Below are 13,746 nucleotides of genomic sequence, written 5' to 3'. Positions count from 1 at the left end.
TTACTCCGAACGCGTGGCGATCGCCGCCGCGCCACCGGCGCCAACGGGCTTCAGCGGCCGGTTGCTTCGGTCCACCGGAGTGACGACCTGGCCCTCGCGCAGCAGGTGGCCACCCGCGGCGACGACCCAGTCGCTCGCCTTCACGCCCCCCAGCACGGGCACGGAAACGTCTCCATAGGGTCCGAGCTGCACCGGGCGTGCCTGCACCTTGCCGCTGGCGGGATCGACCACCCACACCGTGGTCGCGCCGTCGTCGCCGCGCTGGATGGCCGACAGCGGCAGTTTCAGTGCCGCCTTCGTGCCGTTCTCCTGCACATAGACTCGGGCGCTCTGGCCCAGTTCGACCTGCTGCTGCGCATCGCCGACCAGGCTCACGCGCGCCGCGTACGTCCGTGTCTGCGCGTCGGCGGCCGGCGCGATTTCGCGGATGGTACCGGGCAGGCGCTGGCCAGGCGCATTCCAGAGTTCGATCATCACAGGCTGCCCGACGCTGAAGGCACGGATGCGGTTCTCCGGCAGTCCGATGGCGACTTCGCGCCCCCCATCGGCTGCGAGCGTGAAGACCGTCTGGCCCGCGGCCACGACCTGGCCCGCTTCCGCCTGGCGGCTGGCGATCACGCCATCGCGCGGCGCGCGCAGTTGCGAATAGCCTTCCTGGTTGCGCATCACGTCCATTTGCGCACGCGCCGCACGCGCCTGGCCCTCGGCGGCTTTCCAGGCGGCCACCTGCGCATCGTAGGCGGACTGGCTGATCAACTTGTCGCCGACCAGCTTGGCGTAGCGGTCGCGATCGCCACGGGCGCGGACCAGGTCGGCTTCGGCAGCGGCCAGTTGCGCCTGTGCCGCCTGCGCCTGCAAGGCGAAATCGCCCGCATCCAGTACCGCCAGCACTTCGCCCTTCTGCACGCGTGCACCGGCGTCCACGTTGCGGCGGACCAGGTTGCCGCCGACGCGGAACGACAGCGGACTCTCCTCGCGGGCGCGCACCTCGCCGGCATACGCCGACAATGCGGCATCGGCACCGCCGCCGGGCTGCACCACCAACGCCGGCCGCGGTGTTTCCGCGGGCTGTTCCGCGCTGCAGGCAGCCAAGCCCAGCAGGAGGATTCCGAACACTCCGTTCCAGCGCGTCTGGCGCATGACCGCTCCGTTGCGATTTCAATTAGTGGACTTGGCGGTATAGTATAAATATCGAACCGGGTAGTCTAGTATTACGTCATGGTCAGTCCACGCCCCGCATCCCGCCGCGCCAAGCCCCCCGTCAAGCCCGCCGCGAGCGGCCCCGGCCGGCCGAAGGACCTCGGCAAGCGCGCCGCCATCCTGGAGGCGGCCAAGCAGTTGTTCGCGCGCGAGGGATTCAACGGCGTGAGCATGGACCAGATCGCCGCCGAAGCGGGCGTCTCCAAGCTCACCGTGTACAGCCACTTCGGCGACAAGGACGCGTTGTTCGCTGCCGCGGTCCAGGCCAAGTGCGAGGAGATGCTGCCGGATGCCCTGTTCGAGATCGAACTGACCGGCAGCCTGCGCGACCAGCTGAAGGCCATCGCGCAAGCCTTCTTCGCGCTGATCACCAGCGAGGAGGCCATCAGCACGCATCGCATGATGATGGTCCCCGGCAACATCGACGACAAACTCAAGAAGACGTTCTGGGAAGCCGGCCCGCAGCGCACGCACGAGGCGTTCGCCACGCTGCTGCAGGCGCTGGTGGCCAAGGGCGAACTGGACATCCCGGATGTGGGCACGGCCTCGGTGCAGTTCTTCACCTTGATCAAGGGCGAGGTGCATGCGCGCATGACCTGCGGCCTTTGCAGCCAACCGGGACCGCTCGATACCCGTCGCCACATCGACGCCACCGTGGACATGTTCCTGAGGGCCTATGGCCGCCGCTGAAGCTGAAGCGCCACCCCGCGCGACGGAGGTTGCGGTGACTTCCGGCACTGCGCCCCCGGCCGGACCTGCCGCGATCCTTGCCCAGCGCGGACGATGCCAGCCCGGTAAAATGCCCGGCCCAGCCCTCCGCGTCGGATGACCACCCCCATGACGATCGATTACACCCAGGCCCGCGAAAACATGGTCGAGCAGCAGGTACGTCCCTGGGACGTGCTGGATGCGCGCGTGCTGGAGACGCTGGCCGCGCTGCCGCGCGAGAGCTTCGTGGCCGACGCGCACCGCGCGCTGGCCTACGCGGACCTGGAACTGCCGCTCGGGCATGGCCAGGCGATGGCCAAGCCCGTCATCGAGGGACGCACCCTGCAGGCGCTGAAGCCGCAGGCCGATGAGGACGTGCTGGAGATCGGGACCGGCAGCGGCTACCTGACCGCGTGCCTGGCGCACCTGGCGCGGGACGTCGTCAGCCTGGAGATCCACCCCGACCTCGCCGACGCCGCGCGCGCGCGCCTCGAGACCGCCGGACTCGGCAGCAACGTGCGCATCGAGACCGCCGATGCGCTGGCCTGGGACACCGACCGTCGTTTCGATGTTGTCTGTGTGACCGGCGCCGTCGCCACCGTGCCCGCGCGCTTCCTGCAGTGGCTGCGTCCGGGCGGACGCCTGTTCGTCGTGCAGGGCGTGTCGCCGGTGATGGAAGCCGTGCTGCACGTCAACGATGTCAACGGCCCCCGCATCGACTCGTTGTTCGAAACCGACCTCGCCTATCTGGTCGGCGCCGCGCCGGCGCCCCAGTTCGTCTTCTGAAGAAATACACAAAGGAACCCGCATGAGCCGTCGCCCCCTCGTACTCGCGCTCGCACTGGCCTTGCCGGTCGCGGCGAACGCCACCGACCTGATGCAGACCTATGAACTGGCGCGCACCGGCGACCCCCAGCTCTCCATCGCGGAGTCCACCCGCCTGATCGACAAGGAAGGCGCCGTGCAGGCGCGCGCTGTCCTGCTGCCGCAGATCACCGGCAGCGCCGGCTATGAGCTGACCCACAGCAGCCGTCCGGGCGATCCCACCGGCGACGGCAAGAGCCGCAGCTATGGCGCCTCGGTCAGCCAGACGATCTTCGACTGGAGCCGCATCGCCAACCTGCGCGGCCAGCGCGCCATCAGCCAGGCCGCCGACTACGATCTGGCGTCGGCGAACAACCTGCTGATCACGCGCACGTCGGCCGCCTACTTCAACGTGCTGATCGGCATCGAGTCGCTGGCCGCCGCCGAGACCAACGAGGCCGCGTCGAAGAAGCAGTTCGATTACGCGCAGAAGCGCCTCGATGTCGGCCTGGCGCCGATCACCGACGTGCACGAAGCCCGTGCGCAGTACGACAGCGCGCGCGCCAACACCATCCTCGCGCGCAACGCGCTGGACGACAGCTACCGCGCGCTGGCCGAGATCACCGGCCAGCCGATCAGCGGCCTGAAGGGCCTGCCGGACGACTTCCGTCCGGAACTGCCGCCCGAGCAGAACGCGCAGGCGTGGGTGGATCGCGCGCTCGAGCAGAACCCGGACCTGAAGTCGGCCGAGTACGTGCTGGAATCGGCACGGCATGGCGTATCCAGCGCGCGCGCGGGCCACTATCCCACGCTGAACTTCCGCGGCGGCTATTCCAATGGCACCGACTGGGACAGCGTGCCGGGCACGCTGTCGCGCGATGGCGAGGGCTACAACTGGGGCGTGACGCTGACCGTGCCGATCTTCTCCGGCGGCGCCACCCAGTCCGGCGTGCGCCAGGCCCTGGCCCAGCGCGACCGCGCGGCCGACGGCATGGAGCAGACCCGCCGCGCTTTGATCCGCAACACCAGCAACGCCTACCAGGCGCTGGTCGCCGGCGTGACCGAAGTGGAGGCCCGCCGCCTGGCCGTGTTCTCCGCGCAGAGCGCACTGGACGCCTCGCAGGTCGGCCTGGAGGTCGGTACCCGTACCGTGCTGGACGTGCTGCAGAACCAGCGCACGCTGTTCCAGGCGCAGGTGGAATACGCGCAGGCACGCTACAACTTCCTGCAGAACCGCCTGCTGCTGGAACAGGCCGCCGGTACCCTCGACGGCGCCGACGTGCAGGATGTCAACCGTCTGCTGACCGCCGACGCCGAAGCGCGCCTGTCGTCGCAGCCGGTGTCGCAGTAAGCACCTCGCGTCCCGTGCGCGATGACGACGGCGGGCTTCGGCCCGCCGTCGTCGTTTCCGGAGTGCCACGCTGTCGTGGCAGCGACGTCAGTCGCGATGCAGGCGGTGCCTGGCCGCCCAAGCGCTCGCGACTCACGTCGCTCCCACGGCCAGCTCACCTACTTCCGGTTCAGATCGCACCGAGCGCACGCAGCGAGGCGATCTCCGCCTCGTCGTAGCCAGCCTCGCGCAACACCTCGTCGGTATGCTGTCCGAGCAGCGGCGGCGCATGCCGCAGATCGACCGGCGTCGCCGACAGCTTGAGAGGACTCGCAACGAGTGGCACCGCGCCGGCATGCGGATGTTCGATGCGCGTGACCATGCCGCGCGCCTTCACCTGCGGATCGGCGAACACGTCGGCGATGTCGTTGACCGGTCCGCAGGGGATGCCTGCCGCTTCCAGCAAGGCAAGCCAGCCGTGCCGCTCGCGGGCATGAAACGCGTCCTGCAGCAGGGGGACCAACGCATCGCGATGGCGCACGCGCGCGGCGTTGGTCGCGTAGCGCGGATCGCCGGCCAGCGCCGCGAGATCCAGCATTTCGCACAGACGCACGAACTGCCGGTCGTTGCCGACCGCCACGATGATGTGCCCATCGGCGACGGCGAAGACCTGGTACGGCACGATGTTCGCGTGGGCGTTGCCCTGCCGGGGCGGCACCTCGCCACCCACCAGATAGTGGCTGCCGAGATTGGCCAGCATCGCGACCTGCGCATCCAGCAGCGCCATGTCGATCACCTGGCCTTCGCCCGTGGCATCGCGGTGGCGCAGCGCGGCGAGGATGGCGACGGTGGCATACATGCCGGTGAACAGGTCGGCGACCGCCACGCCCACCTTCTGCGGCTCGCCGTTCGCGGCGCCGGTAACGCCCATCAGGCCACCCAGGCCCTGGATGGCGAAGTCGTAGCCGGCGCGGCGCGCATAGGGTCCATCCTGCCCGAAGCCAGTGATCGAGCAGTAGACCAGGCGCGGATTGGCGGCGCGCAAGGTGGATGCGTCCAGGCGATAGCGCGCCATGTCGCCGACCTTGAAATTTTCCACCAGCACGTCGCTTTCCGACGCCAGGCGGCGGATGACGGCCTGCCCCTCCTCGGTGGCGATGTCGACCGCCAGCGAGCGCTTGTTGCGGTTCGCGCACAGGTAGTAGGCGGACTCGCCGGTTTCATTGCCATCGGCATCGCGCAGGAAGGGAGGCCCCCAGCCACGCGTATCGTCGCCGCTGCCGGGACGTTCCACCTTGACGACATCGGCACCGAGGTCCGCGAGGACCTGCGTGCACCACGGACCGGCAAGGACGCGGGTCAGGTCCAGGACGCGGACGCCGGCCAGGGCGCGGGGCACCGCCGGGTTCATGCCACCGGGGCCGGCAGGTGCGGCGCGATCATCGCCAGCGTGCGCGCGAGTGCACCCCGGCCGTGTTCGACCAGCGCGCGGCCGCGATCGGCGACCTCGCGACGGCGGCCGTCGTCGGCAAGCAGGGCTTCGATCGCATCGCCCACGCCGGCGGCATCGGGAGCGATCACCAGCGCATCGGCTTCCACCAGGCGGCGGGAGATCTCGCTGAAGTTGTGCAGGTGCGGCCCCGTCACCACGGGCGTGCCGACGGCGGCCGGTTCCAGCAGGTTGTGTCCGCCGATCGCCTGCAGGCTGCCGCCCACGAAGGCCACGTCCGCGCAGGCATAGAACGCCATCAGCTCGCCCAGCGTGTCGAGCACGAAGACCTCGTTGCCCACGGAGGGCCAGCGCTCGCCACGCCGCGTACCGACATGCCAGCCAGCCTCGCGTGCCGCCTCGGCGACGCGCGGGAATCGCTCCGGATGCCGTGGCGCCCACAACAGCAGCAGGTCCGGCCACCGCCGGCGCAGGCGCGCGTGCAGGGCGAGCACGGGCGCCTCCTCGTCTTCGTGCGTACTGGCGGCGATCCAAACGCGTCGCCCGCCGGCGAGGTGCTGGCGGAAATCCGCGACCACGTCGCGCACGTTGTCCGGAACGGGAATGTCGAACTTGAGGTTGCCCACATCGCGCACCTGCTCCGGCAGCGCGCCCAGTTGCACGAAGCGACCCGCGTCGTCGCCGGATTGCGCGGCCACCCTGCGTACCGTGCGCAGGGTGCGCGCGATCAGCGGCCGCAACACGCTGTAGCCGCGCAGCGAGCGCGCCGACAGGCGTGCATTGAGGATGTAGACCGGCACGCGACGGTCGTGGCAGCCGAACAGCAGGCTGGGCCACAGTTCGGTTTCCATGATCAGTGCGAGTCGCGGACGGAAGTGGCCGAGGAAGCGCGCCACCGCGCCCGGCAGGTCGTACGGCGAGTAGACGTGCAGCACGCGCTCGCCCCACAGCGCCTGCACGCGCTGCGAGCCGGTCGGCGTGATGGTGGTGATGAGCAGGCGCAGCCCGCGGTGCCGCTTCAGCAGCGCATCGACGACCGGCGCCGCCGCGTTCACCTCGCCGACCGACACGGCATGCAGCCAGACATCGACGACGCCGCCCGGCATGTCGTAGCTGCCGTAGCGTTCGTTCCAGCGCTGGAAGTATTCCGGGTAGCGGAAGCCGCGCCAGATCAGGTGGTACACCGTGACGGGCGTCAGGATGTACAGCACCACCGAATAGAGGGCGCGCAACAGGCGTTCGGCGGTGCGGTTCGACATGGGCGACAAGGATACCCGCGGCCACCGCTACAATGCGTCATGGCCGACTCCGAGAAGCGATCCTCCGACCCCGGCGAACGTCCACCCCTCGGGCCGCGGCAGTGGCCGTCGTGGCTGGGCATCGGGCTGGCATGGCTGGTCGCCCGGCTGCCGTGGGCCGTGCAGCGCCCGCTCGGACGCGCCGTGGGCGCCCTGCTGTACCGCGTGCTGCGGGAACGCCGGCATGTGGCGCGGCGCAATATCGCCCTGTGCTTTCCGGAACTCGATGCGCAGGCCCAGGAAGCGCTGGCGCGCGCCGGTTTCGGCGAACTGGGCATCGGACTGTTCGAGTTCGCGCGCGCCTGGTGGGGCAGCGTCGCGCCGATGCGGAAAGGCCTGCGGGTCGAAGGACTGGAGCATCTGGCCGCTGCGCGCGCGGGTGGCCGCGGCGTCATCGTGGTGTCCGGCCACTTCACCACGCTGGAGATATCGGCGCGCCTGATGTGCGATTACGCGCCACTGGCCGGCATGTACCGTCCCCACAACCAGGGGGCGATGGAGTGGGCGGTCAAGCGCGGCCGGCTGCGCTATGCCACCGCCATGTTCACCCGCGACGAACTGCGCCCGGCGCTGAAGCACCTGAAGCAGGGCGGCCTGCTGTGGTTCGCGCCGGACCAGGACACCCGCCGCGGCGACAGCGTGTTCGTTCCGTTCTTCGGGCATCCCGCCTACAGCCTGACGTCGACGCACCAACTCGCCCGCCTGTCCGGTGCGGCGGTGATGGCGTTCTCCCATGTCCGGCGCGACGACGGTGGCTACACGCTCACCCTGTCGCCCGCGTTCGAGGATTTCCCGTCGACGGACGCCACCGCCGACACGGCACGCGTGATCGCCGCCATCGAAGCCATGGTGCGCCAGGCGCCGACGCAGTACCTGTGGATCCATCGCCGCTTCAAGCGCCAGCCCGACGGGCGCGGCGAACTCTACCGATAGAGGTTCGGCTCGCCGGGTGGCCGTGTCTTGAACCGCCGGTGCACCCACAGATACTGCTCAGGATGCTGGCGCACGACCGCCTCCAGCTCGGCCATGTAGCGGGCGGCGTCCTGCACCGGGTCGCCACTCGGCCATCCGCGCCAGGTGGGCTCGACGCGCAGCTGGTAGCGACCGTCATCGTCGCGATGGAACCAGAACGGCAATACCACCGCATTGCCGCGGCGCGCGAGATCCGGCGTGGCGGTCAGCGTGGCGGCCGGCACCCCGAAGAACGGCACGAACGCATTCTGGTAGTTGAAATCCTGGTCGGCCGAATACGCCACGATGCCGCCGCGCGACAATGCGCGCAGCAGGCCGCGCACGTCCTTCTTGGCGATCACGTCGGCGAACACGCGACGCCGCGCGCCGTCCAGCAGGCGCTCGACGCAGGGATCGTTGTTGCGCCGCGCGACGATGGTCACGCGTTCGCCCAGTGCCTCGCCGAGCAGTCGCGCGCACAGTTCCGAATGCGGGATGTGTCCGCCGAACAGCAGGATGCCGCGTCCCCGCGCCTGCGCGGCGCGCACGTGTTCCAGCCCTTGCACGTCGGCAAGCCCGCGCAGCGCATGGGCGGGGGCGTACCAGCCGCGGATGAGTTCGAGCGCCCCGGTCACCGTGGCACGGACGGTGTCGCGCAGCAGACGTGCCTGCGCCTGCGCGTCGCGCTCGGGAAAACACAGTGCGATGTTGGTGGCCGCATGCCGCCGGCGCTTGGCCAGCAGGGGCCACAGCAGGAAGGTGGCCAGACGCCCCATCGCCAGCAGCACCGCCTGCGGCAGGCGTGCGACGCCATGGGCCAGCAGGTTGGCGGGCGCTATGAACCAGCAGCGCCGGCCGGGCGAACGCTCATTCGTCATCGCGCGCGAGCAGGCTGCCTGCGTATAGCGCCGCGAGCATCAGGGTCAGGCCACCCCAGAACGTCGAATAGAACGCCAGGTGGGTGTTGAAAGGAAATACCGTGACCGCCAGCGCCAGCATGGCGGGCCGCGCCCGGTCCTTGGCCTGCGGCCTGGCATAGCGCCACGCGCGCCATGCCAGCGCCGCGCCCGCCAGCCACAGCAGCAGACCGATGATGCCGGTCTCGCTGAGCACCTCGAGTACGATCTGGTGGGCGTGGTACGCGGGGCCCTGTCCCCACGCCGGTCGTCCATCGGCGCTGGCATCGCAGGCGGGAAACGCTTCGCGGAAGCCCCGCGCGCCGACTCCGTTCACCGGATGGCGCGCGATCATGCAGCCTGCCGCCGACCAGATCTGGCCACGTCCGGACAATGCCGTGTCCACGCCCGCCTCGCTGGCGGTCAGGGCATGGGTGGTGAGCAGGATGCGCTCGCGCACCTGCGGCGACGCTACGGTCAGCACCGCCAGCAGCACGGCGCCGAAGGCGAACACGGCCAGCAGCCGCTTCCAGCCCAGCAGCTTCCAGCCCGAGAACACCAGCACCAGTGCATAGGTGATCCAGGCAGCGCGCGCGCCCGCCAGCAGCACCACGACACCGATCGCCGCCGAGGCCAGCAGCCAGCCCGCGACCTGCAGGCGTCGGGCAGCGGCGAACAGCAGGAACGGCGACAGGCTCGCCATCACCACGCCAAGCTTGCGGTTGCAGGGACCGAGGAAGCCGCTGAGGCGGTCGATGCCGGCCATCTGCTCCGCCGTGCACATCGGGCGTCCGCTGATCAGGTGCTTGAGCTGGTCCAGGCCCCAGAACAACGGGCTGGTGCCGAACAGCGCCTGCGCCAGCGCGTCGATCGTCCAGACGGCCACGATGACGGCCAGCCCGGTGAACGTGGTGTGCCGCGCGCGCGCGTTCGCGACGGAGGCCGCCACCAGCCAGAGGAACGGCAGGTAGCGCAGGTCCACCGCCGCCTCGCGCAATGCGCGGGGCGCATCGACCGCATCGATCGCGGAGATCGCCTGGGGCAACCAGTACGCAGCGAACAGGGCGCTGGTCAGCGCCCACGCCGCCCCGCTGAGCAGGCGCGCGCTGCCCCGGAAACGGCCGAGCAACAGGCGGATGATCGCCGCCAGGGCACCCAGCACCATCACGCCTTCCGCATACCCCGGCGCCGGCCACAGGGCGACGAACGTCAGCACCCAGGCAGGCGCCCAGCGCCAGCCGTGCGGTGCACGATGGGCGGACGTATCAGGGATCGATGGCGAGTCGGCGGTCATCGGCGAGATCGTGGTAGAGGGCGAGCGTGGCGTCCTGCATCGCGCGCAGGGTGTAGGACTCCATCGTAGCCAATGCCGGCGGCGGATGCGCGAGGAACGCCATCACGGTGTCGTGCAGGCGACGCGCATCGAACGCAGGCACCGCGCCGCCGGGCTGCAGTTCCTCCAGCAGTTCTCCCACGCCGCCGTGAGCCCATCCAACCACGGGACGTCCCACCGACAGGCTTTCGATGACGGTACGGCCGAAGGCTTCCGGTTTACGCGACAGCTGCAGCACCAGATCGCTGGCGGCGTAGGCGCGCGCGATCTCCGCTGTCGGCGGCGTGATGGCGAGGGCATCGGCGAATCCAGCGCGTCGTGCCTCGGTTTCCAGATCGATCACGTACTGCTCGCGCCCGTGTTCGCGCGTACCGGGCATCCACAGGCGCGCGTCGATACCCTGATCACGCAGCTTGCCCAGCAGTGTCAGCGCCTCCTGGTGTCCTTTCAGGCGCGTGCCACGACCCGGCAACAGCAGCAGTGGACCGTCGCCCGCCAGTGCGGGATGTTGATCGGCTGCCCATGCACGCGCACTGGCATCAGGATGGGCGGCGCGCGGGAACTGCGCCGGGTCGATGCCACGCAGGATCACCACCAGCTTGCGCGGATCCGTGCGCGGGTAGTGCTGCAGCAGGTAGCGACGCACCGTGTCCGACACGCAGATCACGCGTTCGCCATGGGTCATCACGGCGCTGTAGCGGCTCGGCGAATTGAGCCCGTGCATGGTGGTGACGAAACGGGGCCGCGACGTCGCCGGCATGCCGCGCAGCGCCCACAGGCCCAGCCACGCCGGCAGGCGCGAGCGCGCATGCACGATGTCGGCACCGACCTGCGCGAACAGCTGCCGCAGTGCGGCCACATGGCGCAGCGTCAGCAGCGACTTGCGGCCGATGGCGAGGGTGATGTGTTCGGCGCCACTGCTGCGCAGGGCGGGTTCAAGGCGTCCGCCGGCCGAGACGACCACGGCGCGATGGCCGGCGCGCACCAGTGCATCGGCGACCTCCAGGGTGGAGCGTTCGACACCGCCGGATTCCAGCGCCGGCAGCAACTGGACGACGGTCAGTCGGCGCATGGTCGGCGGGCCATGCGGAAGGCCGGCATCGTCCGGTCAGTCGGCCAGGACGAAGTGCGACCCGCAGTACGGGCACTGCACGTCGCCCCCGGGCGCGTCCTCGATGGGCAGGTAGACGCGCGGATGCGAATTCCACAGCGCCATGGACGGCAGCGGGCAGCTCAGCGGCAGGTCGCTCCGCGACACGGTGTAGCGCTTCTCGGCGTTGGCGGGCGCGGTGGCGGTCTGGCTCATGGCGGTGGCGAATCGCGGAACAGGGGGTGCCCAGTCTAACAGCCGCCCCGGACCGTCCCAAGGCGCGGTGCCGGCAACGAAGAACGCCGCCCCTGGGGGCGGCGTTCGGGATAACGTCGGCGAGGGAACCGGCTTACTTCTTGGCGTCGGCCGTCGCTTCGGTGGTGATCTTCAGCGTGACTTCGTCGCTGACCATCGGCGCATAGGCACCCAGGCCGAAGTCGCTGCGCTTCACGGTGGCGGTGGCGTCGAAGCCGATCGCCGGCACCTTCTTCATCGGGTGCTCGCCGGCCTTGTTGAGGGTCACGTCCAGCACCACCGGCTTGGTGACGCCCTTGATGGTCAGGTCGCCGGTGACCTTCAGCTTGCCTTCGCCGGCAGCCTCGACCTTCGTGCTCTTGAAGGTGGCGCTGGGGTACTTGGCGGCGTCGAACCACTTGTCGCTGGTCAGGTGGTCGTAGAACTGGTCGGCCAGCGCGCTCAGGCCGGTCAGCGGCAGGGTGACCTGCACGCTGGAGGCCGAAACCTTGTCGGCGTCGTACACGAGGGTGCCGTCGGCCTGGCCGAAGTTGGCGCTCGGGTTCGAGTAGCCGAAGTGGTTCCAGCTGGCCAGCACATTGGTATGGCCGGGATCGAGCTTGTAGGTCACCGGCGCGGCGAACGCGGCACCGGCGAAGGCGAACAGGGCGGCAACGAGCAGGGTCTTGCGCATGGGGAAATCTCCGGTGGGTGGGGTATCAGAGGATGCGCGCGGCTTCGTCGAAGCCCAGGCGCGGGGAACGCGGGAAGATGCTGGACGGATCGCCATGGCCGAGGTTGACCAGGATGTCGGACTTGATCGCGGTGCCGGCGAAGAAAGCCTCGTCGACCTTGCCGGCATTGAAGCCGGTCATGGGGCCGGCGTCCAGGCCGAGCGCGCGCGCGGCGAGGATCAGGTAGGCCGCCTGCAGGCTCGCATTGCGCAGCGCCGGCTTGAACCGGTTCTCGCGCGGCCCCTCGAACCAGGCCTTGGCATCGGTGTGCGGGAACAGGAACGGCAGCTTCTCGTGGAAGTCCTCGTCGCGCCCGATGATCACCGTCACCGGTGCCGCCATCGTCTTGGCATAGTTGCCCTCGTCCAGCGTCGGACCCAGCTTGGCCTTGGCCTCGGCCGACTTCACGAACACGAAGCGCGCCGGCGTGGTGTTGGCCTGCGTGGGGCCGAACTTCAGCAGGTCGTACAACTGGCGCAGCGTGTCGTCGCTGACCTCGCCACTAAAGGCGTTGTAGGTGCGCGCAGTGCGGAACAACTGGTCGAGCGAAGCGGCGTCGAGGGCGTGGGACATGGGCAACCTGCAGCGGAAGGGAGGGAAGCCCGAGGTGCCGGGCCAGCGAATGCGGGGGAGTGTAGAGTGTCCTGACTATGGCCACATCCAATCGCCCCGGAACGGATTGTTTTAACCAGTGGAACGAAAAAGTCCTGTGATGGCCGATGCGCCCCGCCTCTGCACGCTGAGCGACGGCCATGCCGGCAATGTGCGGCAGGCTGCGGCGCTGGCGCGCGCCCTGGGCCTGCACGCGGACGAGATCACGCTGGCGGCGCGCGCGCCCTGGCGCTGGGTGGCGCCGCGTTCGCTACCCGGCGCGCCGAGCGCGTTCGGACCTGCCTTCCGCGCCATGTGGAACGCACCGCCCGCGCTGGCCATCGGCTGCGGACGCCAGGCGGCGCTGGCGACGCGGCTGCTGCGCGATCGCTGCAGCCGCGTCGTCCAGATCCTCGACCCTCGCATCGATCCGTCGCATTGGGATCTGGTGATCGCCCCAGCGCACGACGGACTGGCCGGCGCGAACGTGCTCACCCTGCTCGGCAGCCTGAATCCGGTCGACGACGCCTGGCTGTCCGCTGCGCGCGGCGCGTTCGCGGCGTTGGCTGCCCTGCCCTCGCCACGCACGGCACTGCTGATCGGCGGCGGCAGCACGCACTATGCCTTCGACGACGCTGCGTTCGCACGCCTCGCCACGGCGCTCGACGACACGACGGGCGCAGGCAGCCTGATGATCACGACGTCGCGACGCACCTCCCGCGACATCGTGCAGCGCGTTCGCCAACGCTACGCCGCGCGTCCGCACACCGTGCTCTGGTGCGATGCGAGCGACGGTCCCAATCCCTACGCAGGGCTGCTGGCCTGGGCCGACCGCATCGTCTGCACGCCGGAATCGGTCAACATGGTGTCGGAAGCCTGCGGCACGCGCGTGCCCGTGCAGGTCTTCGAGCCGGATCGCGTTGGCGGACGTCCCCGCCGCTTCCTGGACACGCTGGTCGCGCGCGGACGCATCCGCGATCTCGCCGACGCGTCGCCTGCCTTCGACGGTGAACCCTTGCGCGAAACCGCCCGCATCGCCGCCGACGTGCGCGCCCGCCTGGACCTCCCTGGCTGGAAGGGACATACAAGCAATTCTTTGTAGAAGCGGGTCCTGACCGCGATGCTGT

At 69.7% G+C, this 13,746-nt stretch carries 14 protein-coding genes; 5 read left to right on the top strand and 9 right to left on the bottom strand.

Going from position 1 to position 13,746, the window contains the following annotated elements:
* The gene (locus tag CYU89_RS05765; RefSeq protein ID WP_296279286.1) at window positions 1-1,140 is read right to left on the bottom strand and encodes an efflux RND transporter periplasmic adaptor subunit; all 1,140 of its coding nucleotides are present in this window, start codon (window positions 1,138-1,140) and stop codon (window positions 1-3) included.
* Window positions 1,141-1,218: 78 nt separating this feature from the next.
* Here CYU89_RS05765 and CYU89_RS05760 point away from each other — a divergent pair, with 78 nt between their 5' ends.
* From CYU89_RS05760 to CYU89_RS05750, 3 genes are all read left to right on the top strand, one after another.
* Window positions 1,219-1,890, top strand: a complete 672-nt coding sequence (locus CYU89_RS05760) for a TetR/AcrR family transcriptional regulator (protein WP_296279285.1) — start codon at window positions 1,219-1,221, stop codon at window positions 1,888-1,890.
* 147 nt (window positions 1,891-2,037) lie between these two features.
* Window positions 2,038-2,694 (top strand): protein-L-isoaspartate O-methyltransferase, encoded by a 657-nt coding sequence (locus CYU89_RS05755; protein ID WP_296279283.1) that lies wholly within the window; start codon window positions 2,038-2,040, stop codon window positions 2,692-2,694.
* A 22-nt stretch (window positions 2,695-2,716) separates the two neighbouring features.
* The gene (locus CYU89_RS05750; protein ID WP_296279281.1) at window positions 2,717-4,063 is read left to right on the top strand and encodes a TolC family outer membrane protein; all 1,347 of its coding nucleotides are present in this window, start codon (window positions 2,717-2,719) and stop codon (window positions 4,061-4,063) included.
* A 169-nt stretch (window positions 4,064-4,232) separates the two neighbouring features.
* Here CYU89_RS05750 and CYU89_RS05745 read toward each other — a convergent pair whose 3' ends face one another.
* Entirely contained in the window at window positions 4,233-5,441 is a 1,209-nt protein-coding gene (locus CYU89_RS05745; protein ID WP_296279279.1) for a CaiB/BaiF CoA-transferase family protein, read from the bottom strand.
* A gap of 8 nt (window positions 5,442-5,449) precedes the next feature.
* Complete coding sequence (gene waaA / locus CYU89_RS05740) at window positions 5,450-6,751, bottom strand: lipid IV(A) 3-deoxy-D-manno-octulosonic acid transferase (protein ID WP_296279277.1); 1,302 nt, start codon at window positions 6,749-6,751, stop codon at window positions 5,450-5,452.
* A 39-nt stretch (window positions 6,752-6,790) separates the two neighbouring features.
* Here waaA and lpxL point away from each other — a divergent pair, with 39 nt between their 5' ends.
* A complete protein-coding gene (gene lpxL, locus CYU89_RS05735) occupies window positions 6,791-7,723 on the top strand; it encodes an LpxL/LpxP family Kdo(2)-lipid IV(A) lauroyl/palmitoleoyl acyltransferase (RefSeq protein WP_296279276.1) in 933 nt (310 codons plus the stop codon).
* Here lpxL and CYU89_RS05730 read toward each other — a convergent pair.
* The 6 genes from CYU89_RS05730 to CYU89_RS05705 form a co-directional block, all read right to left on the bottom strand.
* Window positions 7,714-8,619: a lysophospholipid acyltransferase family protein gene (locus CYU89_RS05730; protein WP_296279274.1), complete on the bottom strand. Its 906-nt coding sequence runs from the start codon at window positions 8,617-8,619 to the stop codon at window positions 7,714-7,716. The genes lpxL and CYU89_RS05730 overlap by 10 nt on opposite strands.
* Window positions 8,609-9,931, bottom strand: a complete 1,323-nt coding sequence (locus CYU89_RS05725) for an O-antigen ligase family protein (protein WP_296279272.1) — start codon at window positions 9,929-9,931, stop codon at window positions 8,609-8,611. Before CYU89_RS05725 ends, CYU89_RS05730 begins: the two co-directional genes overlap by 11 nt.
* Window positions 9,903-11,042, bottom strand: coding sequence for a glycosyltransferase (locus CYU89_RS05720; RefSeq protein WP_296279271.1), 1,140 nt, complete (start codon window positions 11,040-11,042; stop codon window positions 9,903-9,905). The genes CYU89_RS05725 and CYU89_RS05720 overlap by 29 nt, the downstream gene beginning before the upstream one ends.
* A 36-nt stretch (window positions 11,043-11,078) precedes the next feature.
* Complete coding sequence (locus CYU89_RS05715) at window positions 11,079-11,276, bottom strand: zinc-finger domain-containing protein (protein WP_296279269.1); 198 nt, start codon at window positions 11,274-11,276, stop codon at window positions 11,079-11,081.
* Between the two features lie 133 nt (window positions 11,277-11,409).
* A complete protein-coding gene (locus CYU89_RS05710; protein WP_296279267.1) occupies window positions 11,410-11,988 on the bottom strand; it encodes a YceI family protein in 579 nt (192 codons plus the stop codon).
* A gap of 25 nt (window positions 11,989-12,013) precedes the next feature.
* A complete protein-coding gene (locus CYU89_RS05705) occupies window positions 12,014-12,601 on the bottom strand; it encodes a malonic semialdehyde reductase (RefSeq protein ID WP_296279266.1) in 588 nt (195 codons plus the stop codon).
* A 139-nt stretch (window positions 12,602-12,740) separates the two neighbouring features.
* On the opposite strand from CYU89_RS05705, the gene CYU89_RS05700 reads away from it, so the two are divergent.
* Complete coding sequence (locus CYU89_RS05700; protein ID WP_296279264.1) at window positions 12,741-13,721, top strand: mitochondrial fission ELM1 family protein; 981 nt, start codon at window positions 12,741-12,743, stop codon at window positions 13,719-13,721.
* Window positions 13,722-13,746 lie beyond the last annotated feature (25 nt).

It is taken from the genome of Pseudoxanthomonas sp., from assembly GCF_002863005.1.
Taxonomy (GTDB): Bacteria; Pseudomonadota; Gammaproteobacteria; order Xanthomonadales; family Xanthomonadaceae; genus Pseudoxanthomonas_A.
Note: the sequence above shows the minus strand (reverse complement) of the source record. Positions and strands in the feature narration are given on the sequence as shown.